Raw genomic sequence first — 25,844 nt, 5'->3', positions numbered from 1 at the left:
TAAGAGCCGTACGCTCGACAGACGGCAACTACTTCGTCTTGAACTTGCTGTACGCTTCGCGCGTCGCGATGATCACGTGCTCGGCGCAGCCGTTGACGCGATGCGGATCGGCCTGCGTCTCGTAAGCCTCCGACGTCATCATGTCGATGAAAGCCGCAACCGTTGGATAATAGACCAGCGCGACGAAATCCCATCCATTGCCCTGGTGCGGGCCGAGCGCGACGGCCTTGGCTTCGCCGGTCCACAGCAGCGTGCCGCCGCGTGCCCTGATCATGGGCACCGTGATCGCACTGTAACGAAGATAAGCGTCCCAGCCCGAGCCGTCGCCGTCGCGCGAGCGCGCATGGAAGCGCATCAGATTCAGCATCACGACGGGCGCATTCGGATCGAGCTTTTCCAGGCCCTCGATGTTCAACATATTAACCGCCAATGACACCTCCTCAAGCCAAGCCTGCATTGTAGCCTTGCGGCCGCGAGACTTGTGTCACAACAAGAATCCGGCGCAAGGTCGCATCCAACGCCAATGACGATTGCTTCGCCCGCGCCAAAGGCCTCGAATCCGGCCAGTTGGCTCAACAACCAGCCTTACCTGCTGCTCAGCCTGAGCTCGCTGTTCTGGGCAGGCAATATCGTGCTCGCGCGCCATGTCGGCGCGCATGTGCCGCCGCTGACGGTGACCACGATCCGCTGGTTCGGCGTGTTCCTGATCCTGTTGCCGTTCGCCTGGCCGCATCTGAAGCGCGACTGGCCGAATTTGCGCAAGAGCCTGCCGCTGATGCTGTTCCTGTCGCTGGTCGGCTTTGCCTTCAACAACGCGATCTCGTACTGGGCGATGCAATACACGGAGGCGCTGAACGCGCTGCTGATCCAGTCGGCCGGACCGCTGTTCGTGGCGCTGTGGTCGCTGGTGCTGTTCGGCGTGCGGCTGACGGGTGCGCAGCTCGCCGGCATCGCGATCTCGCTTCTCGGCGTGCTGATCATCATCCTGCGCGGCGATCTCGCTGCGCTCGCGAGCATCAGCTTCAACAGGGGCGACATCATGTTCGCCTCCTCGCTGGTGGCGTTCGGGCTCTACTCCGCCTTCATCCCGCGGCGGCCGAAGATCCACCAGCTCTCCTTTCTCTCCTTCACCACCTGCTGCGGCGCGACGATGCTGCTGCCCGCCGCGATCTGGGAAGCCCTAAGCGGCCGTGTCCTGCAACTCGACGGGGTGACGCTGGCGACGCTGGGTTACATCCTGATCTTCCCCTCGACGCTGGCCTATCTCTTCTTCAACCGCGGCGTGGCGCTGATCGGCCCGAACCGCGCCGCGCCGTTCTTCCATCTGGTCCCGGTGTTCGGCTCGGCGATGGCGATCCTGCTGCTCGGCGAAAAACTCCAGCCGTTCCATTTGATCGGCTACGCGCTCGTGCTCGCCGGTGTCGTGTTCGCGTCGCGCCAGGGTTCTGCGGTGAGATAATTCCGCGAGGTGGGCGGCAAACTCCCGTCTTCCGATTTTTGCGAAGAGAAGCTAGGTTCCCCGCCAACGAAAAAGAGGGAACGTCCAGACATGCTGTCATCACTGATCCGCGCTCTGCGCGCTGCCGGCGCAGCCGCACTTTGTCTCGCCGCCGCATCCGCCGCGCAGGCCGACAATTATCCGAGCCGCAACATCACGCTGGTGCTGCCGTTCGCGGCCGGCAGCGGCACCGACACCACGACGCGGCTGATCTCGCAGCATTTGTCGCAGGCGCTCGGCGTCGGCATCGTGATCGAGAACAAGGCGGGCGCCAACGGCATGATCGCCGCGACCTTTGTCGCGCGCGCCGCCCCCGACGGCTACACGCTGCTGGTGACCACCAACACGACGCATTCGGCCAATCCCTACCTGCTCAAGAGCCTGACCTACGACCCCGTCAAGGACTTCACTCCGATCGCGCGGACCGGCGACCTGCCCTTCATGCTGGTGGTTCATCCGGAGGTGCCGGCCAAAACCGTCGGCGAGCTCGTCGCTTACGGCAAGGCCAATCCGGGCAAGCTGAGCTACGCGTCGGGCTCGTCCTCGGCGATCGTGTCGGGTGCGACCTTTGCGCACAATGCCGGGCTCGATCTCCTGCACGTGCCCTACAAGAGCTCGCCGCCGGCGCTCAACGACGTCATGGGCGGCCGCGTCTCGATGATGTTCGTCGACATCCTGACCGGCCTGCCCCACGTCAACGGCAACGCGCTGCGCGCGCTCGCCGTCACCACCAAGGACCGCTCGCCGCTGGTGCCGAACCTACCCTCGATGCAGGAGGCCGGCGTGCCGGATTTCGACATCTCGTCGTGGCAGGGCTATTTCGGCCCCGCCGGCATGCCCAAGGAGATCGTGACCAGACTCAACACCGAGATCAGGAAGATCGTCGAGAAGCCGGAGATCAAGGCCCAGCTCGCCACGCTCGGCATGGACGCCTTCTCCGGCACGCCGGAGCAGCTCGGCACGTTCGTGAACGAGCAGCTCGTGCTGTGGGAAAAGCTGATCACGAATGCGAAGATCGAGAAGCAGTAGGGTCTAAGGAAGTTGTCATTGCCCGCCTTGTGCGCAATTGCGCACTGGGCGGGCGATCCAGTATTCCGAGGCGTTGGTTATTGACCCGATGGGCTGCGGCGTACTGGATGCCCCGCCTTCGCGGGGCATGACTTGCGCGCCTTTGCCCACCCTACGAATTCGGTGCGTTCGGCTTTACGCCGCGCGCACCTTGGCGAGGAAGCCGTCGACGGCGCTGCGCAGCGCGCCGGACTGGCTGTCCAGCTCGCGGGCGTTGGTGAGCACGTCGGTGGCGGCAGTGCCGGTCGCTTCGGCGGCCGAGGTGACGCTGCCGATATTGGCGTTGATCTCGTTCGAGCCGGCCGCGACCGACTGGATGTTGCGGGCGATCTCGCGGGTCGCTTCGCCCTGCTGCTCGATCGAGGCGGAAATGCCGGCGGTGATCTCGCTCATCTCCGCAATGGTCTGGGTGATGCCGGAGATCGCGGTGACCGCGTCGCTGGTCGAGGTCTGCATCGCCGCCACTTGCGCGGAGATTTCCTCGGTCGCCTTCGCGGTCTGGTTCGCCAGCGCCTTGACCTCGGAGGCCACCACCGCGAAGCCGCGGCCGGACTCGCCGGCGCGCGCCGCTTCGATGGTGGCGTTGAGCGCGAGCAGGTTGGTCTGCGCCGCAATCGAGTGGATCAGCTTGACGACCTCGCCGATCTTCTCGGCGCCGGTCGAGAGCACCTGGACGGTGGCGTTGGTGCGCTCGGCGTCGCTGACGGCCCGGCTCGCGACTTCGGTCGACCGCGTGACCTGGCGGGAGATTTCCGCAACCGAGCTCGACAATTCTTCGGCGGCTGCGGCGACCGTACCGACATTGCCGGAGGCTTTTTGCGAGGCGGCGCCGACCGTCGCCGCGCGCGACGAGGCGTCGCTGGCCGTCGCGGTCATCGACTGCGCCGTGCTCTGCATGCCGGCGGCGGCCGACGAGACCGAGCGGACGATACCGTTGACGCTGCGTTCGAAATCGCTGGCGATGCCCTCCATCGCGCTGCGACGTTCCGCCGCGGCACGCTCCTTGGCATCGGCCTCGGTCTTCTCGAGGTCGCGGATGCGGACCGCGTTGTCCTTGAAGATCTGGACGGTCGAGGCCATCGCCCCGACCTCGTCGCCGCGGCCGACGCCGGGAATCTCACCCTCGAGCTTGCCGTCGGCGAGATCCTTCATGCGGGCGCCGAGCAGCGCCAGCGGACGGCTGATGCTGCGGCCGAGCAGCCAAGCGACGCTGCCGGCGACAATGACGATGCCGAGCATGGCGAGGCCGAGCAGCCAGAACACCGGGCCCATTTTGGCGTCGATGTCGTCGAGATAGGCGCCGGTGCCGAGATACATGTCGAAGCCGGGGACCGCGACCGCATAGCCGATCTTGCGGATCGGCGTTTCCTGGCCGGGCTTCACATATTGATAATAGAGCAGGATCGAGCCGTTGGCCTTGACACCGTTCATCAGCTCGACGGACAGCTTGCGGCCGTTGGTCACGACGTCCATGCGGTTGGTGCCGATCTGCTTCGGATCGGGCGCGAGCTGGGTGATGCCGTCATAGGACGTGCCGAACAGATAGCCCGAGCCGTTGTCATAGGTCATCGCGTTGCCGTAGCGGCGAAGGTCGGCCATCGCCGCATCCTTCGTCAGCTCGCCGGCATCGATGCGTTTCTTCAGCGCCGCAGCGTAGTTGCGACCGAGGTCGACGATCGATTTGGCCTGGTCGATGCGCGCATTCACCATCTCGCGCTTCATCAGATAGCCGGCGAGAACACCGGAGACGCAAAGGCCGAACAGGGTGACGCCGACGAGGATACCGAGCTTCGGGGCGATCTTCAGATTGCTCAATTTCACGGGACAGCTCCGGCAATAATGGGATACAGGCACGCAAGGGAATCGATAAATTTGATTCAACTTTTAGTGTGTGACCTCTTATCAACCTGTTACGGGCGGCTCCGTAGAAGCCCGGACGGAAGGCCGAAAACAGTCGAATAAATCGCCGCAGCGGCAACCAACGATTGTACGCGACCACTCCGATTTCGCGTAAAAGACGCAAAGGCCCGCCGCGAAGGCCGGGTCACAACAAGAACCGACAGACCAAATCGGGAGCAGGAAATGCCGAAATACAGGGTGGTGACGCCGAAGGGCGCGAGCTTCACGGTCGCAGGCAGCGACTATTCCTTCGAGCGCGAGGCGCTCGATCCGATCGATGCCGAGATCGTCGAAGCCCCCGCCAACGAGGCCGAGTTCATCGCCGCCGCGAAAAACGCCGATGCCATCTACGCCAAGGGCATCCCCATCACCAAGTCGATCATCGACGCACTCGAGAGCTGCAAGGTGATCACGCTCGGCTCGGTCGGCGTCGACAGCGTCGACGTGAAGGCCGCGACCGCCCGCGGCATTCCCGTCACCAACATTCCCGACACCTTCATCGAGGAGGTCGCCGACCACGCCATGATGCTGCTGCTCGCCGGCTTCCGCCGCCTGGTCGAGCAGGACAGGATGGTGCGCGACGGGCGCTGGGCCGAAGGCCGGCCAGCGCTGCTGAAGATCCCGCGGCTGATGGGCCAGACGCTCGGCTTCATCTCGTTCGGCCGCGTCGCGCGTGCAGTTGCTAAGCGCGCCGCCCCGTTCGGCCTGCGCATGATGGCCTACGATCCCTTCATCCAGGAAACGCTGATGTACGACCATGGCGTGATCCCGGCGACGCTGAACGAGGTGCTGTCGCAGTCGGATTTCGTCTCGATGCACGCTCCGGCAAGGCCCGAAGTGCATCACATGCTCACCGAGAAGCACTTCCGGCAGATGAAGAAAGGATCGGTCTTCATCAATACCGGCCGCGGCGCCACCGTGGACGAGGAAAGCCTGATCAAGGCGCTCCAGGAGGGCTGGATCGCGCACGCCGCCCTCGACGTGCTGGAGAAGGAGCCGCCCTCGCACAACAATCCCATCCTCAGCATGGAGAACGTGACGCTGACCGCCCATGTCGCCTCGGCCTCGGCACGGTTCGACGAGGCGCGCAAGCGCCGCGTGGGCTACGAATTGTCACTGGTGCTTCAGGGCATGTGGCCGGTAAGCTGCGTCAATCCGTCGGTGCTGCAGAACACCGCGCTCCGCCGCTGGCAGCCCGTCAGCATGGATCGCGGCCCGAACAGCTAGGCGGCCGGCGCCAAGCGCGCCTGGAATCGGAACGGCCCTTCACCGGCGATCAACGCCGGGAAGGGAGACATCATAGGGAGGAACTGATGAGGAACGACATCACGCGTCGTGATGCCTTGGCTCTGGGCCTGTCCGCTACCGCGCTCGCGGCAACCGGTGTTGCAGCGCACGCTCAATCCGCAATCAAGGCCGCGGACGTCCCCGCACCGAAACTACCAATCGAGAAAGGCGCAACCCTGCGCATGTTACGGCCGGTGCGCTTCGTCCAGGCCGACGAAGACGTGTTCCGCGCCAACGCAGCCAAATTCACCAAGGAGACCGGGGTCGAGGTCAAGGTCGACTTCGTCGGCTGGGAGGACATCAACCAGCAGACCGCGGTGACCTCAAATTCCGGCGCCGGCCCCGACATCATCATCGGCTTCTCCGACGCGCCGCACATCTATGTCGACAAGCTGATCGAGCTGACCGACGTCGCCGACTATCTCGGCAAGAAGTATGGCGGCTGGCAGAACCTTGCGAAGGCCTACGGCAAAAAGGCCAAGAGCGATACCTGGATCGGGCTCCCGTTCGGGGCCACCGCCGGTCCCCTGATCTATCGCAAGTCCATCCTCAAATCCGTCGGGTTCGACAAGGCGCCAGAGGACCATGCCGGACTCCTCGACCTCTGCAAGAAGCTGCAGAAAGCCGGCAAGCCCGCGGGCTTTGCGCTGGGCAACGCTGTCGGCGACGGCAACGGCTTTGCGGACTGGATGATGTGGTCGCACAATGCCTCGCTGCTGGATGAGGAAGGCAATGTCACCATCAACAGCAAGGAGACCATCGCGGCGCTGAATTTCGTGAAGGAGCTCTACCCGACCTTCATCGCCGGTACGCCGTCCTGGAACGACGTCAGCAACAATCGTGCCTATTCCTCGCAGGAAATCGGGCTGACGGCGAACGGCGTCTCGCTGTATTTCTCGCTGAAGAACGATCCGGCGACCGCGGCGATCGCCGAGGATTCCGAACATCAGCTGCTGCCGAAGGGCCTTGCACCGATCTCTCCGATGTCGGGACTGACGCTGAACGCCATGGTGTTCAAGCACAGCCAGTATCCGAACGCGGCGAAGGCCTTCCTGCAGTTCATGCTGGAGAAGGACCAGTACGAGCCGTGGCTCAACGCCAACAGCGGTTACTGGTCGCAACCGCTTGCGGCTTACGCCGATGCGGCGGTGTGGAAGGGCGATCCCAAGGTCGCGATCTTCAGGGACACCATGAACAGCAAGTATTACGCCGGCTACAAGGGTCCGATTTCGACCGCCACCGGTGCTGTTCGCGCGGACTATGTGACGGTGCAGATGTTCGCCTCGGTCGCGACCGGTGCGGCGACGCCCGAGGCCGCGGCTGCGGAAGCGGAACAGCGCTGCAAGCGGTACTTCCGCAGACAGAGGTAGCGGCCGACGACAACGCGGCCGTCATTGCGAGGAGCGACGCGACGAAGCAATCCAGACTGCAACTGCGGAGACAGACTGGATTGCTTCCGCCTTCGCCAAAGCTACGGCGGAGAAGTCGCTTCGCTCGCAATGACGGTGTGGTAACAGCCTAGAACAGGACAACGACCCGATGTCCGTGACCACCCTCTCCTCCCCCGTACTGGCGCACCGGCAGCAACCCTGGCTGGTGCGGTTGTTCGACTACAAGCCATTCCTCATCGCGATGTGCCTCGCGCCTGCGATCGGGCTGCTCGCCGTCTTCCTCACCTACCCGCTCGGCCTCGGCATCTGGCTCGCCTTCACAGACACCACGATCGGCCGACGTGGCGTCTTTGTGGGCCTTGAGAATTTCCAGTATCTGCTCACCGATCCCCTCTGGTGGGGCGCGGTGTTCTACAGCGTGTTCTATACGGCGGTCGCGACCTTCGGGAAGTTCGCGCTCGGCTTCTGGCTCGCGCTGCTGCTCAATAACCATTTTCCGTTCAAGAGCCTGCTCCGCGCCATCGTGCTGCTGCCCTGGATCGTGCCGACCGTGCTCTCGGCGCTGGCGTTCTGGTGGATCTACGATCCGCAATTCTCGATCATCTCCTATCTGCTGGTCGACGTGCTGCACTGGCGGACGACCAATATCGACTTCCTCGGCTCGCCCTGGCCGGCGCGCTTCTCGCTGATCGCCGCCAATATCTGGCGCGGCATTCCCTTTGTGGCGATCTCGCTGCTGGCGGGCCTGCAGACCATCTCGCCCTCGCTCTACGAGGCCGCGATGCTCGACGGTGCCAGCGCCTGGCAGCGCTTCCGCTACATCACCTTCCCGATGATGATGCCGATCCTCGCCATCGTCATGACCTTCTCGATCATCTTCACCTTCACCGACTTCCAGCTCGTCTACGCCATCACCCGCGGCGGTCCGGTGAACTCGACCCACCTGCTGGCGACGCTCGCCTTCCAGCGCGGCATTGCCGGCGGCGAGCTCGGCGAAGGTGCCGCGATCGCGGTGTCGATGATTCCGTTCCTGGTGTTCGCGACGCTGTTCTCATATTTCGGCCTGGCGCGCCGCAAATGGCAGCAGGGAGAGAGCAATGACTGATACCGTCGCGCAACCTGCCGTGGCCGACGCGAAGGCGGCGCCCGACACCATGGCCTGGGATTCCGGGCTGCGGCGGCTGATGATGATCTACCTGCCGCTCGGCTGCTTCGTGCTGATCCTGCTGTTTCCGTTCTACTGGATGGCGATCACGTCGTTCAAGCCGAACGCGGAGCTGCTGAATTTCAAGGATCACAACCCGTTCTGGATCACCTCGCCGACGCTGGCGCATATCAAGCACCTGCTGTTCGACACCGCCTATCCGCGCTGGCTATGGACGACGATGCTGGTGGCGATCGGGTCGACCACGCTGTCGCTGATCGCCAGCACGCTCGCGGCCTACGCCATCGAGCGCCTGCGCTTCCGCGGCAGTCCCTATGTCGGCCTCGGCATCTATCTCGCCTATCTCGTACCGCCGTCGATCCTGTTCATCCCGCTCGCCACCGTCGTGGTGCAGTTCGGCCTGTTCGACTCGCCGATGGCGCTGATCCTGGTCTATCCGACCTTCCTGGTGCCGTTCTGCACCTGGCTCCTGATCGGCTATTTCAAGTCGATCCCCTACGAGCTCGAGGAATGCGCGCTGGTCGACGGCGCGACGCGCCTGCAGATCCTGCGGCGGATCACGCTGCCGCTGGCGGTGCCCGGGCTGATCTCGGCGGGCATCTTCTCCTTCACGCTGTCCTGGAACGAGTTCATCTACGCGCTCGCCTTCATCCAGAGCGGCGCCAACAAGACCGTGCCGGTCGCGATCCTGACCGAGCTCGTCACCGGCGACGTGTACCAGTGGGGCGCGCTGATGGCGGGATCGCTGCTCGGCTCGCTGCCGGTTGCGATCTTCTACTCGCTGTTCGTGGATTATTACGTCTCCTCGCTGACCGGCGCCGTCAAGGAGTAACCGTACTCTCTCGTCCCCCCCTCCCCGCAAACGGGGAGAGGCGAAGAGGGCTGCGACGTTTCGCCCGGTTTCACAAAACTGCAACATGCGATCCGCATAAGGCGTCGTCCGCTAACAGGAGACGCACATGCGCGCGACTTTTCTTGCCTCCGTCGCAACGATCATTCTCACCGCGAGCACCGCGCTTGCACAGAACGAGGGTGAATTCCCGGCGAAGCTCGCCGGCCACGTGGTGATGCCGGCCGCGACCTTCATCGACGCGCCGGCCGACGCGCCTGCCGATCTCAAGACCTCGGGCAAATACACCACCGGCAAGCGCGTCGACGCGCTCGGCACCGTGATGGGCAAGTCCTATGAGCGTGCGACCGGCGTGTCGCTGCCGTTCAAGGGCCAGCCGCTGCAGGGCCATTCCGGCATCAAGCACATGCCCGACGGCAGCTACTGGGTCATCACCGACAACGGCATGGGCGCGCGCGCCAACTCGCCGGATTCGATGCTGTACCTGAACCGCTACAAGATGGATTGGGCGAGCGGCAAGATCGAGCGCCAGGAAACGATCTTCCTGCACGATCCCGACAAGAAGGTGCCGTTCCGCATCGTGCATGAGGACACCCAGAAGCGCTACCTCACCGGCTCCGACTTCGATACCGAGGGTTTCCAGATCATCGGCGACACCTTCTGGATCGGCGACGAGTTCGGCCCCTATATCCTGAAGGCCGACAAATCAGGGAAGATCCTCGGCGTGTTCGAGACGGTTGCCGATGGCAAGCCGGTGCGCTCGCCGGACAACTGGGCCGTGGCGACGCCGGGCGCGCCGGGCGCGACCTACACCAACGTCAACCTCCGCCGCTCCAAGGGCTATGAGGGCTTTGCGTCGTCCAAGGACGGCAAGTTCCTCTACGGCCTGCTCGAGGGCCCGCTGTGGGACGCCGACAAGAAGGATTGGGAAAAGGTCGACGGCAAGGAAGCCTCCCGCATCCTCGAATTCGACGTCGCCGCCGAAAAGTTCACCGGCCGCTACTGGCAGTATGTGTTCGAGCAGAACGGTAACGCCATCGGCGACTTCAACATGATCGACCCGACCGGCGGCCTGATCATCGAGCGCGACAACGGTGAAGGCACCGCCGACAAGGCCTGCCCGCAAGGCACGCGCGGCGAGAACTGCTTCCCCGACATCGCCAAGTTCAAGCGCGTCTACAAGATCGAGCTGACCGACGCCAATGTCGGCAAGCCCGTGCGCAAGATCGGCTATATCGACCTGATGAAGATCCAGGACCCCGACAAGAAGGCGCGGAAGCCGCTCAATGACGGCGTCTACACCTTCCCGTTCTTCACCATCGAGAACGTCGATCGCGTCGACGACACCCACATCATCGTCGGCAACGACAACAATCTGCCGTTCTCGTCCAGCCGCGATCCCAACAAGGCCGACGACGACGAGTTCATGCTGCTCGAGGTCGCGGATTTCCTGAAGGCAAAGTAAGACGACGCTCTCTCAACACGGTCATCGCCCGGCTTGACCGGGCGATCGAGTACGCCGAGACACCAGCGATTGAATCGTGAGGCCTCGGCGTACTGGATGCCCGCTTTCGCAGGGCATGACATCGGGGGGGCTACCGCACGATAAAGTCCACCGGAACAGTAAAGCTCATCGAGCCGTTCTTGATCTCCGCCGGGATCGGCGGGAATGGCGAGGCCTGGTGAATCATCGAGGTCGCCTTGGCATCGAACGCGGCAACGCCGGACGAAGCGATCCGGCTGGACGTGACCTGGCCGTTGCGGCTGATCGTGAAGCTCACCCGGACCAGGCCGCGCTGACCGTTTCCGCCGGACGGATAGGAGTGAAGGCGCATCAAATGCGCGCGGACGCGCTGATTGTAGGTCGCAACCAGCGACGCGATCGCGCCCTCGCTCATGGCGGACGCCGCCGGCGCCTCCCGCTCGGCGCGTGGCGGTGCGCTGGTGCGCGGCGCGGGCGGCGCCTCCGACGGCTTCTTGGCCTCCGGGCGAACCACCTTCGGCTTCGCCGGTGCAGGTTTCTCGACCGGCACGATCTTCGCCGGCTCGGGCTTGGCCGGTGTCGGCTCCAATTTCTGCTCCGGCGGCGCGACGACCTCAGGCTTTTCCTGCGACGGCGTCGGCGCGATGGTCTCCTCGACGGCCTGCTGCTTAACGGGCTCCGGCGGCGAGGCGTCGGCCTCCTGCATCACCGGCCCGGGCGCAACATCCTCTTGCGTGGACTGCGGTGCCGAGGTCACCGGCGCCATATCGACCATGATCGCCGGGACGGTGACGCCCTGCTCCGGCTGCGACCTGAGCCAGCTCATCGCAAGCACCGCGGCGGCAACATGCAACGCCACGATCACTGCGGCCGATACGCTCCAGCGCGCGGTCTCGCGCTCGCCGAGCGGCTCGTGCAGGGCAAAGGCGTTCGCGGCCATCAGCTGCGTCCGTCGAGGCCGACCAGCGCGACCTTGAGATAGCCGGCATTGCGCAGGGTGTTCATGACCTCCATCAGGTCGCCATAGCTCACGGCCTTGTCGGCACGCAGATAAATGCGCTCGTCCTTGCGGCCTTGAGTGGCGACGGCGAGCGCAGCGGCGAGGCCATCGCGTGCCATCGTGTCTTCGCCGACGGCCACCGTGAGATCCGGCTTCACAGTCACGAAGGTCGGCTTGTCCGGCCGCGGCTGCGGCTCGGCGGCGGTGGCCGGCAGCTCGACGCCGATGTCGACGGTGGCGAGCGGGGCGGCCACCATGAAGATGATCAGCAGCACCAGCATCACGTCGATGAACGGCGTGACGTTGATCTCGTGGGTGACGTCGAGATCGCCGGGGTCGCCGCGCCTCAGCGGCGATCCTCCCCCTGCGCCGAGCTTCGCGGCCATGACCTACTCCGCTGCCCGCGAGAGGCGGAACTCTCTGTGGTCGCGCTGGCGGCTGACCAGCAGCATGAGCTGCGCCGAAGCGTCGCCGAGCAACGCCCGGTAATTGGCGATGCCGCGGACAAGCTGATTATAGATCACCACGGCCGGGATCGCGGCGACGAGACCGAGCGCGGTCGCAAGCAGCGCCTCGGCGATGCCGGGCGCGACCACCGCAAGGCTCGTGGTGTGGCTCTCGGAGATGCCGATAAAAGAATTCATGATGCCCCAGACCGTGCCGAACAGGCCGACGAACGGTGCGGTGGCGCCGATGGTCGCGAGCACGCCGGTGCCGCGCGCAATCTGGCGCGACATCGCGGCCTCGACCCGCTCCAGCCGGAGCGCGACGCGCTCCTGGAGGCCGTCATCGACAATGCCGCCGGAGAGCTCCGCCTCCTTCGCGCAGGACTGGATGAGCTGCGCGACGGCATCATGCGCATCGCCGGTCCGCTCCGCCGCCTCCGCCAGCTTCATCTTGCCTTCGAGCGCACGCGTCCGCTCCACGGCGAGCTTGCTCTTGCGGCGCAGCTCGATGCTCTTGGCGAGCCACACCGTCCACGTCACCAGCGAGGCGACGGCGAGCCCGACCATCACCGTCTTCACGATGATGTCGGCGCCGAGGAACATGCCCCAGGGCGACAGATTGCGCGGCAACAGCGCTTCGTCGATCGCGAAGGCCGGGGCCGGCACGAGTGCCAGCGCGATAGTTAGGATCACATGCCGAAGCCCGAAATTGCCCTGCATCCTGATCTCCCGACAGACAGAAGGAAATTATGCCGCGCCCTGCGCCGCGATCCGGTCCGCAAGCTGCCGGAACCGCGCGAGCTGGTCCGCCCGCAGCGCCCGGGTCTCGTCACGGCCGACAAAGACCTTGAACATGATGCCGCCGTCGGCATTGACGAAGGCAACGAAGGCCGAGGTCTTGCCCATGAAGGGACGCTCGACGAAGGCCAGGGCCGCGCAGCGCTCGTGGCGGAGGTGGCCGTGCAATCCCTTCGGCTGCATCAGGTTGAAATAGCCGCGGCCGACCTCGCCCGCCGGGACCGCGCCCGTGAACTCGAAGATCGCGTCATCGGTATGCACGATGAGCGTCACCTCGCCCCACGCGGCGATGTCCTGCATGGCGGCGGCGAAATGCTCGCCGCCACCAACGCGCACCATCGACGACGGCAGCGCCTCGATCACCGCGCGCGGGGTGACCTTGCGCTCGCGCGCAACGTCCTCGATCACCGCACCGGGATTGTCGGCCATATACGCCCTGAGATCGGCGAGATCGGTGCTCAGCATGTCCGGCTTCCTTTCGTGATCGGCCGCGATCTAAGCGGCCGCGTTCGTCTTGCGCTCGGTCATGATGACCTCGAACCCTTCGAACTTGGGATGGCCGAGATAGAGGCTTTCGCCGGTCTTGTTGTCGGCCCGCGCATGGGCGCGGCGGAATTCGTCCGATCGCGTCCAGGCCTCGAATGCCGCCTTGTCGACCCAGACCGTGTGCGAAGAATACAGCGTGTGGTCTTCGAGCACCGGCCCCTTGAGCAGATGGAATTCAACGAAGCCGGCCATGCTGCCGAGATAGGATTCGCGGGTGCGCCAGACGGTCTCGAACGCAGCTTCAGAGCCGAGCTTCACCTGGAAACGATTCATGGCGATAAACATTCGATCTTTCTCCTGTCAGTCTTGTTTCAGTCTTGCCGATCGGCGAATGCCGGCCGGACGTTTCATCAGAACGCGCCGAAGCCACGCCGGGTCATCAGCGTGGCTCTGGCGGTCAATACGGCGTCCCCCCTTGGGGTCGTCGGCGTCTTCCTAGATGCCGCCGAAGTGGTACTTCAGGCCTCCCTTGACCACGAGCCCGGGGCCGGCGCTCGCCCATTTCACGTCGTTTTGCGTATCGCCCGTGCTGCCGACCGGAATGGCGTAGGGCCGGTAGTACTGGTTGAGAAGATTTTCGACCGAGAAGTTGAGCGTGAGATCGGGCCGCGGCTGATACTGGGCGTAGAGGTTCACGAGATCGTACGACGTCGCCGGCGTATAGGTTGGCGGAATGTCGGTGTTCGCGATCACCGACGTCCACATCACCGAGAGGATCAGGGTCCGGTCCAGCAACCGCACACCGGCGGTCGTCGTGACCTTCTGCGGCGGAACGCTGTACAGGCCAAATCCCGTCTGGAGGTTTTTGCCGGTCTGGTAACTGCCGGAGAGGCCGAAGAACCAGGTGTTCGCGTCGTACATCGCCTCAGCCTCGAGACCCTGGATGCGGGCGGACGCGACGTTCTGATATTGCAGGAACGGAAGCACGGTGATGGAGGGCGCCGGCGGCGGGCCGGTGGGGACCACCAGCGGATTTCCATAGGCGACCTGATCGATGAAGTCGGAGATGTCGTTGCGGAACACGTTGATCTTGCCGCGCAGAGTATCGCCCGCCGTGAACAGATCGTTCTTCTTGATGTTGAAGCCGATCTCCTTGTTCTTGCCGACCTCGGGCCGCAGGTTCGGATTCGGGACGAAGCAGAAGGTCGAATCCGCGCCCGGACCCGGCGTACCCGACGGACAGCGGAAGAACGAGTCGTTGACCGTCGCGCCCGAATGCGGACCACTGACCAGCGTTTCCGTGATCGACGGCGCGCGATAACCTTCTGCGTAGCTGACATAGGGCGTCACGACCGCCGTGGGAACGAGCCCGACGGTGATCTTCGGCGATAGGCGATCGCCGCTGGACGATGAGGATCCCGAGGAGAGCTGATAGTTGTCGTAGCGGAGCGCGCCGATCACCTCGAGCATGGAGGTGTAGTTGGCCTTCCACTGCACGAAGCCGCCGGAGACCGTGCGCTGACCGCCGGGCGTCGTCACTTCCGAAGTGCCGGTCCTGTCCTGCGTCGACACCTTGTCCTGGAACGCGTCCAGTCCGTAGGTCACCGCGTGACGCCAGCTGCCGGTATCGAAGCGCGTGGTGTTGTACACGTCGACGCCGACCGTATCGAGCAGATATCCGCGGTTGCTGCCGATGCAGCCGGACACGGCATTGCCGGGCACGCCGCCGCAGAAGACCGATGGCGTCGTGCTGGTATGCGCGGTCTTGACCTGGTCGTTCTCGGTGCGGTTCCAGTAGACCTTCGCATCCCAGTCGAACCACTGGTCATCCGGCTGCGAATATTTCCAGCCGAGCGTCGTGGTGTAGTTCTTGACGTCGGATTTGTAGATCGACGTGCCGCTCAGGTTGTTGGCGCCGTTCGCATTGGTCGAGTTGGGATCGCCGGCACGGCGTGGCGGCTGACCCACGCTGTAGATGTCCTCCTGGAAGATGGTGCCGAGCTTGATCTCGTGCCCGTCGGCCGGGCGCACCGTCAGCTTGGCGATGCCGCTGGTGAGCCGGTTGCCGGTGTTGGCGACCTCGAAGCCGGTGCCGTCTTTGTAGCTCTCCTGCGTCGAATAGGTGCCGCCCGCGAACACATCCACATTCGGATTGACGTGAACACCGCCGAAGGCCGAACCAAGCGCGCGTCCGTAATTGCTGCCAAGGATGGTCTTGACGTCGACGCCCCAGCGCTCGCCGGCACGCACGACGTCCTCGATGTCCTTGGTGCGGAACGACGCCACGCCGCCGATCGCGCCGGAGCCGTAGATGTTCGCGGTCGGACCACGGACGATGTCGATGCCGCTGATCAGCTCGGGATTGAGGAAGAACGAGCCGTTGGCGAAGTGACCCGTGCGCTGATAATTCTGCCGCGCGCCGTCGACGACCACGGCGACGCGGCCGAAATCCTGCAAGCCGCGGATATTGATCGACGTTGACGGCTCGTCGCCGCGGTTCTGAACCCATACGCCGGGCACATTATAGATGAGATCGCCGACCGTGCTGGCCTGGCGACTTTGGATCTGCGACGACGTCACGACGCTGACCGGTGCGAGCGCATCGACCGCGCGCTCTTCGGTCTTGGACGCCGCGGCCGTGATGGTGTCGAGCGCCTGGACGCCGACGATCGCCTGCGCGCGCGCATTCCACACGCTGGAATTGGCCTGCTGCTGATCGGCCTGTGGCTTGGCCGGCTTGCGTTTTGCCTGTCTGGGTTTCACCGGCTTGGCCTGCGCGGCCTGGTCAGCCGTCTGCGCGAAACCGCTCTCCGGCATCATCGCCGCAATTGAAACCACCGACGCGCCCAAAATCAGCGCGCGCGAATACCTAGCCCCGTCAGCCATACACCAAACCCAATTATCATGTGTCTTGTTTGGCTGGCGTGCGCCGCACGAGGCGAGCGACTGGCTGGCTATTTTCTGGTGCAGACCCCCCGGCCCGCATTGTTACATTTGGTAACGTGGCCACACTCTGACGGTCAATGTCACGAGGCCGCAGTTTATATCGATTGTAAATTGCTGCCGTTGGAATGCGCTTGGTGCCGCTTATACAAACAAACAGCACAGCAAGATTTTGAAAGCGCATCACACTCATCATGTCAGCCAGATCAGGAGACAGCAACGGCGATCCAGCGGGGCATGCACAAAGTCCTTCTGCAACAACGAGAACTCTCATTATGCGAGGGAGCCGGATCGACAGCCGCGAGCTGTTTGCGGCGGAGCGCGAGATCATCATCGCGCATGGCGAGGACGCCTATCGCCTTCGCCTGACCTCGCAGAACAAGCTGATCCTGACGAAGTAGCCTGCAATGACATTTTGTCGCACCCTTGCAAACCTCCTGCTCACCGGCACCATCGCGCTCGCCTCGACCGCGCACGCCGCCGGTATCACGGTGCATGATGCGCGCAATCGCGATGTCGCCGTTGCCGACTTCGCCCGCACGGTCTCGATCGGCGGCGCCATTACCGAGATCCTCTATGCGCTCGGGCTGGAGAGCCGCCTGGTCGGCGTCGACACCACGAGCCTGTATCCGGCGGCGGCGCTGCACGACAAACCCAATGTCGGCTACATGCGCCAGATCTCGGCCGAGGGCGTGCTGGGCCTCAACCCGACCCTGATCCTGGCGATCCAGGGATCGGGCCCGCGCGAGACCATGGACCTGCTGGAGACGGCAAAGGTGCCGCTGGTGCTGGTGCCCGAGACCTTCTCCGAGGAAGGCCTGATCGAGAAGATCAAGCTGGTCGGCCATGCCATGGGCGTCGATGCACGCGCCGAATGCCTGGCGACCGCGGTCAGCGCCGATCTTGCACAGCTGCGCGCACTGCGTGCCAAGGTCACGAAGCCGGTCCGCGTGATGTTCGTGATGTCGCTCCTGAACGGACGGGCGATGGTCGCCGGTCACAAGACCGCCGCCGACGAGATCATCCAGCTTGCAGGCGCCACCAACGCGGTCGAGGATTACGACGGCTACAAGAACATCGGCGACGAGGCGATCGTCGCGGCAAAACCCGACGTCGTGCTGTCGATCGAGCGCGGCAAGGATTCACTGCAGGCCGACGCGGTCTACGCCCACCCCGGCTTCGCCCTGACGCCGGTCGCCGCCAACAAGAGTTTTATCACGATGGACGGGCTTTATCTGCTCGGCTTCGGCCCGCGCACGGCCGCGGCGGCCCGTGATCTCTCCGTCAAGCTGTATCCCGCATTGGCCGATGGCGGCGCCTTCACGTCGGCTCTGTCGGCGGCGCACTGCCGGCAATGAGCGTGGCGATCGGGACGGACTCGCGGAGCCCGCGGCGCGCGGGCGCAGGACGGCGATTTACGTCGATTGCCATTCCCCTGCTCTTGGTGATCCTCGCCGCCACCGCCATCGTCGCGCTGACCGTGGGCGCAGCCGGCATTCCCCTCTCTCGCTTGCCTGCTGCGCTCGGTCTTGCAGCCAACACCACCGCCGACGCCGTGACGACGCGCGACCAGCTCGTGCTGTGGTCGATCCGGATTCCCCGGATCGCGGCGACCGCGATGGTCGGCGGCCTGCTCGCCGCAGCCGGCGCCATCATGCAAGGATTGTTTCGCAACCCGCTCGCCGATCCCGCGCTGGTCGGCGTCTCCAGCGGCGGCGCGTTCGCGGCCGCAAGCGCGATCGTGTTCACGGACTCGCGCTTCGGCGAGACATTGCGCTTCCTCCAGACCGAGCTGTTGCCGCTCGCGGCCTTCGCGGGATCGCTGGTCACCACCGCGATCCTTTACGGCATCTCCAGCCGCGCCGGGCGGACCTCGATCGCGATCTTCCTGCTCGCCGGCGTCGCCATCACCGCCATCACCAATGCCGGCATCGGGCTTCTGGTGTTCATCGCCGACGACCGCCAGCTTCGCGACATTACATTCTGGCTGCTGGGCTCGATGAGCGGCGCGACCTGGACCAAGGCGGCCGTGCTCGCGCCGATCCTCGTCATCGGGCTCGGCGCCTGCGCGTATATTGCGCGCGGCCTCGACCTGCTGGTGCTCGGCGAGGCCGACGCGTTTCACGGCGGCGTCGACGTCGAGCGCCTCAAGCGGATCTCGATCGTGATGGTCTCCGCCATGACCGGGGTCGCGGTGTCGATCAGCGGCGTCATCGGCTTCGTCGGCATCGTCGTGCCGCATCTGCTCCGTCTCGTTATTGGACCTGCGCATCGCCTGCTGCTGCCGGCCTCGGTGCTGCTCGGCGCCATCCTGATGGTCGGCGCCGACACGCTGGCGCGCACCATCGTGGCACCCGCGGAGATGCCGATCGGCATCCTGACCGCGGCCGTCGGCGCGCCGGTCTTCCTCGGCATCCTGCTGCGCCAGCGCGGGCTCGCCTCGCTATGAGCGCCGTGATCGAGGCGCGAGGTCTCAGCAAGCGCGCCGGCCGCGCGACGCTGCTCGATGGGGTCGGTCTGTCGGTTGAAGCCGGCGAGATGGTCGCCATCATCGGCCCGAACGGCGCCGGCAAGTCGACGCTGCTGCGGCTGCTCTCCGGCGATCTCCGCCCGAGCGAGGGCGAGGTGCACCTGAAGCAGCGCGACATCAGCAGCTATACGCCGCGCGAGCTTGCCGCGCGCCGTGCGATGCTGTCCCAGCACATCAACGTCACCTTCCCCTTCACGGTGGAGGAGATCGTGCTGATGGGCGCAGGCGACCGCAGCCTGCGCGATGCCGTGCCACTCGTCGACGCCGCGCTCGACGAGGTCGGCCTCGCGCATTTTCGCGAACGGCAATTGCCGACGCTATCGGGCGGCGAGCAGCAGCGCACCCATTTCGCCCGCGTGCTGGTGCAGCTTGCCTGCGGCGAGGCCGAGCATGGGCCGGGGCTCCTGCTGCTGGACGAGCCGACGTCGAGCCTCGATCTGCGTCACCAGATCGACCTCGTCGAAGCCGCGCGCCGCCGTGCCGCAGGCGGCACGGCTGTCATCGCGATCCTGCATGACCTCAACCTCGCGATCCGCTTCGCCGACCGGCTCATCGTCCTGAACGGCGGCAGGCTCGCCGCCGACGGCCCGCGCAGCAAGATCGTCACGCGCGAGACCATCCGCGACATCTTCGAGATCGACGCCGCCGTCCATCAGGCCGACGATGGCGTGCCCTACGTGCTGCCGCAATCGATGCGGGCGGCGGCGCCGCAGTGACAGTGCGCTCCCTCCCCCGCAAGCGGGAGAGGGAGCGCACTTCCTCCGTGGCCAGCAAATTCTACCCCGCCGGCGCCATGACGATACCCTTGTCCTTGGGCCAGCGGATGCGCCAGGCGAACTTGATCTCCTTGATCTCGCCGGGTTTTGCGTCGAACGCCCATTCCAGCACGCCGCGCTTGTCGCGCAGATTGGTGGTCGTGGGCGGCGTGGTCGAGGACAGCATCTCGACGCCAATATCCTCGTTCTCGCTGACCGGAAGCTGATCCTCAATCGCGATGCGGATCGGGAAGTCGTGCCCGTTGCGAACGACGGTGCGGAACGAACGCGTGTCGGTCTTGGAGGACGCGATCACGCCGGCCGTGCCTTCGTTCTGCCTGATGACGGTGCGCTCGATCTTGATCTTGTCGTCGGCGCCGAAGCCGAGCCGGATCGCGTCGTTCCGCGCGGCGGTCGAGAATTTGCTTCGACCGACGAACGTGCCGTCGCGGAAGATCGCGACTTTGCCGGGCAGCAGATTGGTATCCTCGGCAAGCTTGAATGACGCCTCGAGGTAAGCGGTGGGATCCGCGACCGGCGCGGCGCGGATGGCGAGGTCGGGTGTCACCGTCATGGAGGAGATGAGCAGGCTCTTGGCGCCCTCATTGGCGCCGAGACTGACGCGGCCGCTGATCTGATACACGGCCTGGAAATCGCCGATCTCGGCGTTGGCCTGCTGCTCGTCCGCGCGCTCGCGCAGCTCGGGCTCCGCCGCTTTCGCCATCGCCGGAGATTGCGCCTGCCGCGTCATCGGTTGCGCGGGCATCGCCATGTCCGACGCCGTGCCCAATGCCAGCGGCTTCGGCAGTTGCGGATACCTCACAACCAGCGAATTCAGTTCCGGCGCGCTGCCGCCGCGGCTGACGCGAACAGTGGAAACACCGAGGCTGACATTCGACCAGTCTTCGCCGGTCGACTGTGTCACCTCGGCGCGGCGAACCAGCTCGAGCTGCGGCTTGCGGTCCTTGGCACCGGTGTCGAGCCGGGCGTCATACACCGGCAGCCAGCGCGCATTGCGGACAGCATAAGTCACCCGCAACGTCGCCTTCGTCGCGGCGGCGGCGGCGACATCGATGCGAACCTCGAGCTTGCTCGGCGGCTTGGCCGAACGCTCCGCTTCAAGTTGCGCGAGCTGCCGATCGATCTCGCGCTGCTTTCGCGTGGCGTCGCGGATCGCGGTGTCGGCGGTCGCGATCTCCTCGGCGACCGCGGTAAAGGCCGCGCGCCATTCAGTGATCGGCCGAGCCTCGCCCTTCTCGCCAAGGCCGGCGGGAGAAGCCTCCGCAAAGTGCTGCGCGAATTTGCGCCGCGCGTTGGCCGCGTCGATATCGCCTTGCAGATCGGCCCGCTGATCCTTGAGTGCCTCGATGCGCTTATCAAGCTCGGGCAGATTCGCGGGTTGTGCCGCGCGCGGCGGCCGGGCGTCGATGGTACCGATGGCGAGTTTTGCGCCCGCCTCGCCCTCGACCCGCAGGGAGGACGGATCGAGCGAGAGCGGAAAGTCCTTGGCGACCAGCGTGCTGTCGCCGGAGGCGAGGTCCAGCGCGATGACACGGGTGACGGTGGCGCCGTCGGGGTAGACCGTGACGGTGTCGATGGCCGATGTGGCGTCCACATCGGCGGCCCATGATGGCGACGTGGCCGCCATGGTCACCAGAACCAGACTCGTCGTTGCCAAACATCTTGCGGTGATGCGCATAAAGTCCCTCCTGCCGTATCGCCGCGCCGCCAGCCGGACGCGTGCGATCAAATGCCTCGCCAACATGGTTGGACGCGGCAGCGAAGGAACTGGTTCGATTGGGGTTTCCGCGGGGCGCGGCCGCGGCGGCACCAAGGCCACGGAACGTGTCGTCGTCCCGTGGCGAAGCCGTTAAATTCAGATCCTTAGGCCTGAATGGGCGCCCCCTGGCCGAAGATGCGGCGGAGCAGATCGGTCACGTTGCGGGCGCCGGCCTTCTTCAGGATGCCGGCGCGGTAGCCTTCGACCGTGCGCGCGCTCAGATGCATGCGCCGGGCGATCTCCTTGTTGGTCAGGCCGGCAGCAAGGTGCTCGAGCACATCGCCTTCGCGCCCGGTCAGGGGCTCGCAGCCGGGCAGCCAGCGTTGCCGGTTCGAACCGGGCTGCGCGAACTCGTCGATGGCGGCATCGATCCGGCCGACGACGTCGTGGGTGCGGAACGGTTTCTCGATGAAGTCGGTCGCGCCGCTCTTGATCGCATCGACCGCCATGGCGATGCTGCCATTCGCCGACGTCACCAGGACCGGCGCCATGCAGTTCTCCTCGCGCAGGCGCTTGAGCACGTCGAGGGCGGAACGGTCCGGCGGCATCTCCAGCAGCACGCAGGCCGGCATCCGCGCCTTGGCTTCCGACAGCAGCGAGGCGCCGTCGGCAAAACAGATCACGTCATAGGCGCTCTGTTGAAGCGCCATTGAAAGTTGTTCGCGGGAGGCCGCGTCAGTTTCAATGACGAATACCTCACCCTTGGAAAGCATGTTTCCCGGCATCATCCCGATCCAGCAATGTCTTGGTCAAATGGGCCGAGACGGCTGCGGGGCATCGTCGCGCCGCGCCGTCATACGCACGGCATTCACGCCCGTGCTTCGGTTTCCCTTATGTATGTTCCATCCTGTTCCCGGATTTGACGGATCGGGACAGAAACTTTACATTTCGGGACATCTGCGGGAATGGCTGGCAGGAACGGGTCGCATGACCGACCTCATGCGCAGCGCAGGCTTGAGCTACTACCCGGACGTCGCCCGGTCGGTCGGGCTCGACCCGAAACAGATGATGCGCAAGGTCAGGCTGCCGCTGGCCGTGCTCGACAAGCCCGATACCCCCATTGCCGTGACCAGCCTGCGCCGGCTGCTCGAATTGTCGGCAGAGGCGTCGGGTGCCGAAGATTTCGGCTTGCGGCTCGCCGAGCGCGGCGGACTGACCAATTTCGGCGCGGTCGGCCTGATCGTGCGCGAGCAGGCGACCGTCAGCGAAGCGATCGAAGCATTCTCGCGCTTCATCCATGTCCATCACGACGGCATGCGGCTCGACGTCATCAGGGACAACCAGACGGTGACCGTCTCGCTGCATCTGCGCGGCAGGCGGCCGACCGCCCTGCGCCAGTCGATCGACATGGCGCTCGGCAGCATTCACCGCATCATCCAGTCGCTGTTCGGCAGCGATTGGCGGCCGCTCGAGGTGCATCTGCATTATCCGCCGCCGCACGACCGCAAGCGCTACCGCGACTTCTTCGGTTGCCGCGTGAGCTTCAATGCCGATGACGATGCGATCGTGCTGTCGGCGCATGACATGGAGCGGCGGATCCCGAGCGCCCATCCGCTGATTGCGAGCTATCTGCGCAAGCGGATCGAGGCGATCGAGACGCGGCCGGCAAGCTGGGAGGAGAAGGTCGACGAGGTGGTACGCATCCTGCTCGCGAGCGGCGACTGCACGGTGGAGCGCGTGGCCGAGCATCTCGCCTGCACCCGCCGCACCATCCACCGGCACCTCGCCGCATCGGGCACCAGCTTCTCGGCGATCCTCGATGCGCAGCGCGCCGATCTCGTGACCCAGCTGATCGACGACCCCGGCCGGCCGCTGGCCGATATCGCCACCCAGCTCGGCTTCTCCGCGCAGAGCGCGATGGCGCGCTGGTTCCGCGGCCGCTTCGGCTGCACCATCACCGCATGGCGCAAGGGCGTGCGGCCGCTGGCCAAGCCGGCCGACGCTCCCTCGGCCTCCGCGGCCTAGCTCACATTCAAATCAGGCGTACTCGAACGGGCCGACTTCACGGATGACCTTGCAAATCTGCAAGCGGCCGCTGGCATAGAATTCGGCATGCCCTCGTTTCATTGCCTCGATATGTTCCGGATGAGTGCGCCAGGCTTCGAGCGCCTCCTCCGACGCAAAGCGAAACACGGTCAGTTCCTCGCCGTCGTCGGCCTTGAACGATTTGACTGACAGAAAACCGGGAAGGCCGCTGACAATGTTGTACATGCGCTCGCCCAGTCGATCATACTCCTCGATCTGGACGCCATCTCGCAGATTCAGGCCGCCAATCACAACGACTTCGCCGATCATATTCGATCCATTCCTCAATCGCGTTTCCACGCCATGCTAACAGCAGACGCAGCTCGAACGATAGTTTCGGATCGACAACGGCGTTTGTTACGCCGGAGAATATTTTAGCGTGCCGGAGCCGGCACGCCCATGATGGCAAGCGCACGTCGGGGATTTCCGGCGAGCAGCGGTCCGAATGCGGCGGCAAAGCCGAGGAACGCGACGATCCAGCCGCAGGCCGCAATATGCAGCAGCACATCGCTTTGCGCCGGCAACACAACAGCAGCCACCCGCGCCAGTGCCGCGATGATGATCGCAACATAGATGCCCTGGGTGGCGGGTGACGCCGTCAGCGCCTGCCCGGTATGGCCAAGGCTCGCGCGCGTCATCACCGCGAGCGTCATGGTTCCGGCCGCGCCCGCCATCCAGGCGTGAATGCCCGCGCTCGGCGGCAGCGTGCCGAAGACAGCCAGGGCATGCAGGATGAAGCCGAGCGGCACGAAGACGTATCCGACATGCAGGATCAGCAGCAGCCGTTCGCGCGTGGTGCGATCGCCGGCCCAGCGCGCGAACCGCACCAGATGGAGCACACCAACGAGCGCCATCGCCGCGCCGGTGACCGTGTTCAGCGGCGCCACGATCCATGCGATCAGCGCGAGCGCGCTCAATCCGATCACCGCGCCGTCGAAGCGTCCGAACGGCACCGGCAGGCGGCCGGGATTGAACTTGACCAGCCAGTTGCGGGTGAAGCTCGGGATGATGCGGCCGCCGATCAGCGAGATCAGCAGCACGACCACGCCGATGCCGACGCGGATGCTGACATCGGCCGCCCCCTCGAAGTGCGCTTCGAGATGGAAGGCGACGTTACCGGCGAGCAGCACCAGCACGAGCACCACCACCGGCAGATTGCGCCAATTGCCGCCCGCGATGATTTCGCGCGTGGCCGCGGCAACGACCAATGCCAGGAAAGCAGCATCGACGACGAGTGCGAACGCCCAACCGATATCGGCGGACAGGGTCACTGCAAAACGTCCGGCCAGCCAGACCACCAGCAGCGCGCCCAGCGACGTCCCCTGGATCGGCAGCCGCCCGGTCCAGTTCGGGATCGCCGTGAACAGGAATCCCGTGATCACCGCCGGCAGGAAGCCATAGAGCATTTCGTGCACATGCCAGTCGCGCGGCGCGAAGGCCGAACTGACCGACAATTCGCCGTAGAACATCGGCAGCCACGCCAGGATCGACAGCCCGGCCTGGATCGCCGCGAGCAGGAAAAAGGGCCGAAAGCTGTTCGCAAACAGCGGCCAGCCCTCAAAGTTACGGGATCGGGCGCCAGCCATGGGGGCAACTCCTGTGAATTCGGACCGTCACTTGGATCGTCATTTGGAAAAATACTGCCGTCCGGCCGGCCCGTTTTGCGCTATCGCAAACTGCCTGACGAATACAGGTGCCATCACACTCCCGAGCGCCAAGGAGGCAGAATGGCCAAGGTCGACACATCGCTGGTTGCGCATTTGCCGCTGTTTTCCGGCGTCAAGCCGGAGGACCTCGAGGAAATCCTGCGCGAGGCCCGGTCGGCGCGGTACCCCAGGAATACCACCATTTTCGAACAGGGCGCCGACGCGCAATCCTTCTTCCTGCTGCTGCACGGCCATATCCGCGCGGCCAAGACCACCCCGACCGGCGAGCAGATCGTGGTGCGCTATGTCGCCCCCGGCGAGACATTCGGGCTCGCGATGGCGATCGGAGCCGCGCATTATCCGGCGACCGCGATGGCGGTCGACGACAGCGTGGTGCTGATCTGGCCGAATTCGGCCTGGCCGCGGCTGATCGAGCGGTTTCCGGCGATCGCCGCCAACACGCTGCAAACCGTCGGCGCGCGGCTGCAGGAGAGCCATACCCGCATCCTGGAAATGTCGACCCAGCAGGTCGAGCAGCGCGTCGCGCATGCGCTGCTGCGGCTCGCAAAACAGTCTGGCAAGAAACTCGACCACGGGATCGAGATCGACTTCCCGATCAGCCGCCAGGACATCGCGCAGATGACCGGCACCACGCTGCACACCGTCAGCCGCATCCTCAGCGGCTGGGAGAGCCAGGGCCTCGTCGAGAGCGGCCGCCAGCGCATCATACTGCGCGATCCGCACAAGATCGTCGTGCTGGCGGAGCGCACGGCGGACGGCAATTCTGCGTAAGA

At 65.0% G+C, this 25,844-nt stretch carries 25 protein-coding genes; 13 read left to right on the top strand and 12 right to left on the bottom strand.

The window, feature by feature from the left end:
• Nucleotides 1–28: 28 nt before the first annotated feature.
• Nucleotides 29–430: a hypothetical protein gene (locus tag BJ6T_RS11350; protein ID WP_014492493.1), complete on the bottom strand. Its 402-nt coding sequence runs from the start codon at nt 428–430 to the stop codon at nt 29–31.
• A 93-nt stretch (nt 431–523) separates the two neighbouring features.
• On the opposite strand from BJ6T_RS11350, the gene BJ6T_RS11345 reads away from it, so the two are divergent.
• Together BJ6T_RS11345 and BJ6T_RS11340 are read left to right on the top strand one after the other, a co-directional pair.
• Nucleotides 524–1,459, top strand: a complete 936-nt coding sequence (locus BJ6T_RS11345; protein ID WP_014492492.1) for a DMT family transporter — start codon at nt 524–526, stop codon at nt 1,457–1,459.
• 90 nt (nt 1,460–1,549) lie between these two features.
• Nucleotides 1,550–2,527 (top strand): Bug family tripartite tricarboxylate transporter substrate binding protein, encoded by a 978-nt coding sequence (locus BJ6T_RS11340; protein ID WP_014492491.1) that lies wholly within the window; start codon nt 1,550–1,552, stop codon nt 2,525–2,527.
• A gap of 174 nt (nt 2,528–2,701) precedes the next feature.
• On the opposite strand, the gene BJ6T_RS11335 is transcribed toward BJ6T_RS11340, so the two are convergent.
• Nucleotides 2,702–4,387: a methyl-accepting chemotaxis protein gene (locus tag BJ6T_RS11335; RefSeq protein WP_014492490.1), complete on the bottom strand. Its 1,686-nt coding sequence runs from the start codon at nt 4,385–4,387 to the stop codon at nt 2,702–2,704.
• A 261-nt stretch (nt 4,388–4,648) separates the two neighbouring features.
• Between BJ6T_RS11335 and BJ6T_RS11330 the strand changes: the two genes are divergently transcribed.
• From BJ6T_RS11330 to BJ6T_RS11310, 5 genes are all read left to right on the top strand, one after another.
• A complete protein-coding gene (locus tag BJ6T_RS11330; RefSeq protein WP_014492489.1) occupies nt 4,649–5,692 on the top strand; it encodes a C-terminal binding protein in 1,044 nt (347 codons plus the stop codon).
• An 86-nt stretch (nt 5,693–5,778) separates the two neighbouring features.
• On the top strand, nt 5,779–7,122 hold the full coding sequence (locus BJ6T_RS11325; protein ID WP_014492488.1) for an ABC transporter substrate-binding protein: 1,344 nt from the start codon (nt 5,779–5,781) through the stop codon (nt 7,120–7,122).
• Nucleotides 7,123–7,291: 169 nt separating this feature from the next.
• Complete coding sequence (locus BJ6T_RS11320; RefSeq protein WP_014492487.1) at nt 7,292–8,248, top strand: carbohydrate ABC transporter permease; 957 nt, start codon at nt 7,292–7,294, stop codon at nt 8,246–8,248.
• The gene (locus tag BJ6T_RS11315; protein ID WP_014492486.1) at nt 8,241–9,140 is read left to right on the top strand and encodes a carbohydrate ABC transporter permease; all 900 of its coding nucleotides are present in this window, start codon (nt 8,241–8,243) and stop codon (nt 9,138–9,140) included. Before BJ6T_RS11320 ends, BJ6T_RS11315 begins: the two co-directional genes overlap by 8 nt.
• Nucleotides 9,141–9,267: 127 nt before the next feature.
• On the top strand, nt 9,268–10,623 hold the full coding sequence (locus tag BJ6T_RS11310; protein WP_014492485.1) for an esterase-like activity of phytase family protein: 1,356 nt from the start codon (nt 9,268–9,270) through the stop codon (nt 10,621–10,623).
• Nucleotides 10,624–10,753: 130 nt separating this feature from the next.
• Here the strand turns inward: BJ6T_RS11310 and BJ6T_RS11305 are convergent, their stop codons facing one another.
• The 6 genes from BJ6T_RS11305 to BJ6T_RS11280 all read right to left on the bottom strand — a co-directional run bounded on the left by BJ6T_RS11305 (nt 10,754) and on the right by BJ6T_RS11280 (nt 16,257).
• Entirely contained in the window at nt 10,754–11,581 is an 828-nt protein-coding gene (locus BJ6T_RS11305; RefSeq protein WP_014492484.1) for an energy transducer TonB, read from the bottom strand.
• Nucleotides 11,581–12,027 (bottom strand): TonB system transport protein ExbD, encoded by a 447-nt coding sequence (gene exbD, locus BJ6T_RS11300; RefSeq protein WP_014492483.1) that lies wholly within the window; start codon nt 12,025–12,027, stop codon nt 11,581–11,583. The genes BJ6T_RS11305 and exbD overlap by 1 nt, the downstream gene beginning before the upstream one ends.
• Nucleotides 12,028–12,030: 3 nt before the next feature.
• Complete coding sequence (exbB, locus tag BJ6T_RS11295) at nt 12,031–12,807, bottom strand: tonB-system energizer ExbB (RefSeq protein ID WP_014492482.1); 777 nt, start codon at nt 12,805–12,807, stop codon at nt 12,031–12,033.
• A gap of 27 nt (nt 12,808–12,834) precedes the next feature.
• On the bottom strand, nt 12,835–13,350 hold the full coding sequence (hutX, locus tag BJ6T_RS11290; protein WP_014492481.1) for a heme utilization cystosolic carrier protein HutX: 516 nt from the start codon (nt 13,348–13,350) through the stop codon (nt 12,835–12,837).
• Between the two features lie 30 nt (nt 13,351–13,380).
• On the bottom strand, nt 13,381–13,716 hold the full coding sequence (hmuQ, locus tag BJ6T_RS11285) for a heme-degrading protein HmuQ (RefSeq protein WP_014492480.1): 336 nt from the start codon (nt 13,714–13,716) through the stop codon (nt 13,381–13,383).
• 150 nt (nt 13,717–13,866) lie between these two features.
• A complete protein-coding gene (locus BJ6T_RS11280) occupies nt 13,867–16,257 on the bottom strand; it encodes a TonB-dependent hemoglobin/transferrin/lactoferrin family receptor (protein WP_014492479.1) in 2,391 nt (796 codons plus the stop codon).
• 251 nt (nt 16,258–16,508) lie between these two features.
• On the opposite strand from BJ6T_RS11280, the gene BJ6T_RS48210 reads away from it, so the two are divergent.
• The 4 genes from BJ6T_RS48210 to BJ6T_RS11260 are packed head-to-tail and all read left to right on the top strand — an operon-like array spanning nt 16,509 to nt 19,560.
• Nucleotides 16,509–16,715 (top strand): hemin uptake protein HemP, encoded by a 207-nt coding sequence (locus BJ6T_RS48210; RefSeq protein WP_028170238.1) that lies wholly within the window; start codon nt 16,509–16,511, stop codon nt 16,713–16,715.
• Between the two features lie 6 nt (nt 16,716–16,721).
• Nucleotides 16,722–17,672 (top strand): heme/hemin ABC transporter substrate-binding protein, encoded by a 951-nt coding sequence (locus tag BJ6T_RS11270; RefSeq protein WP_014492477.1) that lies wholly within the window; start codon nt 16,722–16,724, stop codon nt 17,670–17,672.
• Nucleotides 17,669–18,763 carry a FecCD family ABC transporter permease gene (locus tag BJ6T_RS11265; protein WP_014492476.1) on the top strand — a complete coding sequence of 365 codons (1,095 nt, stop codon included), beginning with the start codon at nt 17,669–17,671 and terminating at the stop codon, nt 18,761–18,763. The genes BJ6T_RS11270 and BJ6T_RS11265 overlap by 4 nt, the downstream gene beginning before the upstream one ends.
• Nucleotides 18,760–19,560, top strand: a complete 801-nt coding sequence (locus tag BJ6T_RS11260; RefSeq protein WP_014492475.1) for a heme ABC transporter ATP-binding protein — start codon at nt 18,760–18,762, stop codon at nt 19,558–19,560. The genes BJ6T_RS11265 and BJ6T_RS11260 overlap by 4 nt, the downstream gene beginning before the upstream one ends.
• 61 nt (nt 19,561–19,621) lie before the next feature.
• Here BJ6T_RS11260 and BJ6T_RS11255 read toward each other — a convergent pair whose 3' ends face one another.
• Together BJ6T_RS11255 and BJ6T_RS11250 are read right to left on the bottom strand one after the other, a co-directional pair.
• Nucleotides 19,622–21,298: a mucoidy inhibitor MuiA family protein gene (locus BJ6T_RS11255; RefSeq protein WP_014492474.1), complete on the bottom strand. Its 1,677-nt coding sequence runs from the start codon at nt 21,296–21,298 to the stop codon at nt 19,622–19,624.
• A 185-nt stretch (nt 21,299–21,483) separates the two neighbouring features.
• The gene (locus BJ6T_RS11250) at nt 21,484–22,104 is read right to left on the bottom strand and encodes a response regulator transcription factor (protein WP_028170237.1); all 621 of its coding nucleotides are present in this window, start codon (nt 22,102–22,104) and stop codon (nt 21,484–21,486) included.
• Between the two features lie 202 nt (nt 22,105–22,306).
• Between BJ6T_RS11250 and BJ6T_RS11245 the strand changes: the two genes are divergently transcribed.
• Nucleotides 22,307–23,344, top strand: a complete 1,038-nt coding sequence (locus BJ6T_RS11245) for an AraC family transcriptional regulator (protein WP_014492471.1) — start codon at nt 22,307–22,309, stop codon at nt 23,342–23,344.
• Nucleotides 23,345–23,356: 12 nt separating this feature from the next.
• Here the strand turns inward: BJ6T_RS11245 and BJ6T_RS11240 are convergent, their stop codons facing one another.
• Both BJ6T_RS11240 and BJ6T_RS11235 read right to left on the bottom strand, forming a co-directional pair.
• Nucleotides 23,357–23,674 carry an antibiotic biosynthesis monooxygenase family protein gene (locus BJ6T_RS11240; RefSeq protein ID WP_014492470.1) on the bottom strand — a complete coding sequence of 106 codons (318 nt, stop codon included), beginning with the start codon at nt 23,672–23,674 and terminating at the stop codon, nt 23,357–23,359.
• A 104-nt stretch (nt 23,675–23,778) separates the two neighbouring features.
• Nucleotides 23,779–24,990, bottom strand: coding sequence for an NnrS family protein (locus BJ6T_RS11235; RefSeq protein ID WP_014492469.1), 1,212 nt, complete (start codon nt 24,988–24,990; stop codon nt 23,779–23,781).
• A 141-nt stretch (nt 24,991–25,131) separates the two neighbouring features.
• On the opposite strand from BJ6T_RS11235, the gene BJ6T_RS11230 reads away from it, so the two are divergent.
• The gene (locus BJ6T_RS11230; protein ID WP_014492468.1) at nt 25,132–25,842 is read left to right on the top strand and encodes a Crp/Fnr family transcriptional regulator; all 711 of its coding nucleotides are present in this window, start codon (nt 25,132–25,134) and stop codon (nt 25,840–25,842) included.
• Nucleotides 25,843–25,844 lie beyond the last annotated feature (2 nt).

It is taken from the genome of Bradyrhizobium japonicum USDA 6 (assembly GCF_000284375.1).
Classification (GTDB): Bacteria; Pseudomonadota; Alphaproteobacteria; order Rhizobiales; family Xanthobacteraceae; genus Bradyrhizobium; species Bradyrhizobium japonicum.
Note: the sequence above shows the minus strand (reverse complement) of the source record. Positions and strands in the feature narration are given on the sequence as shown.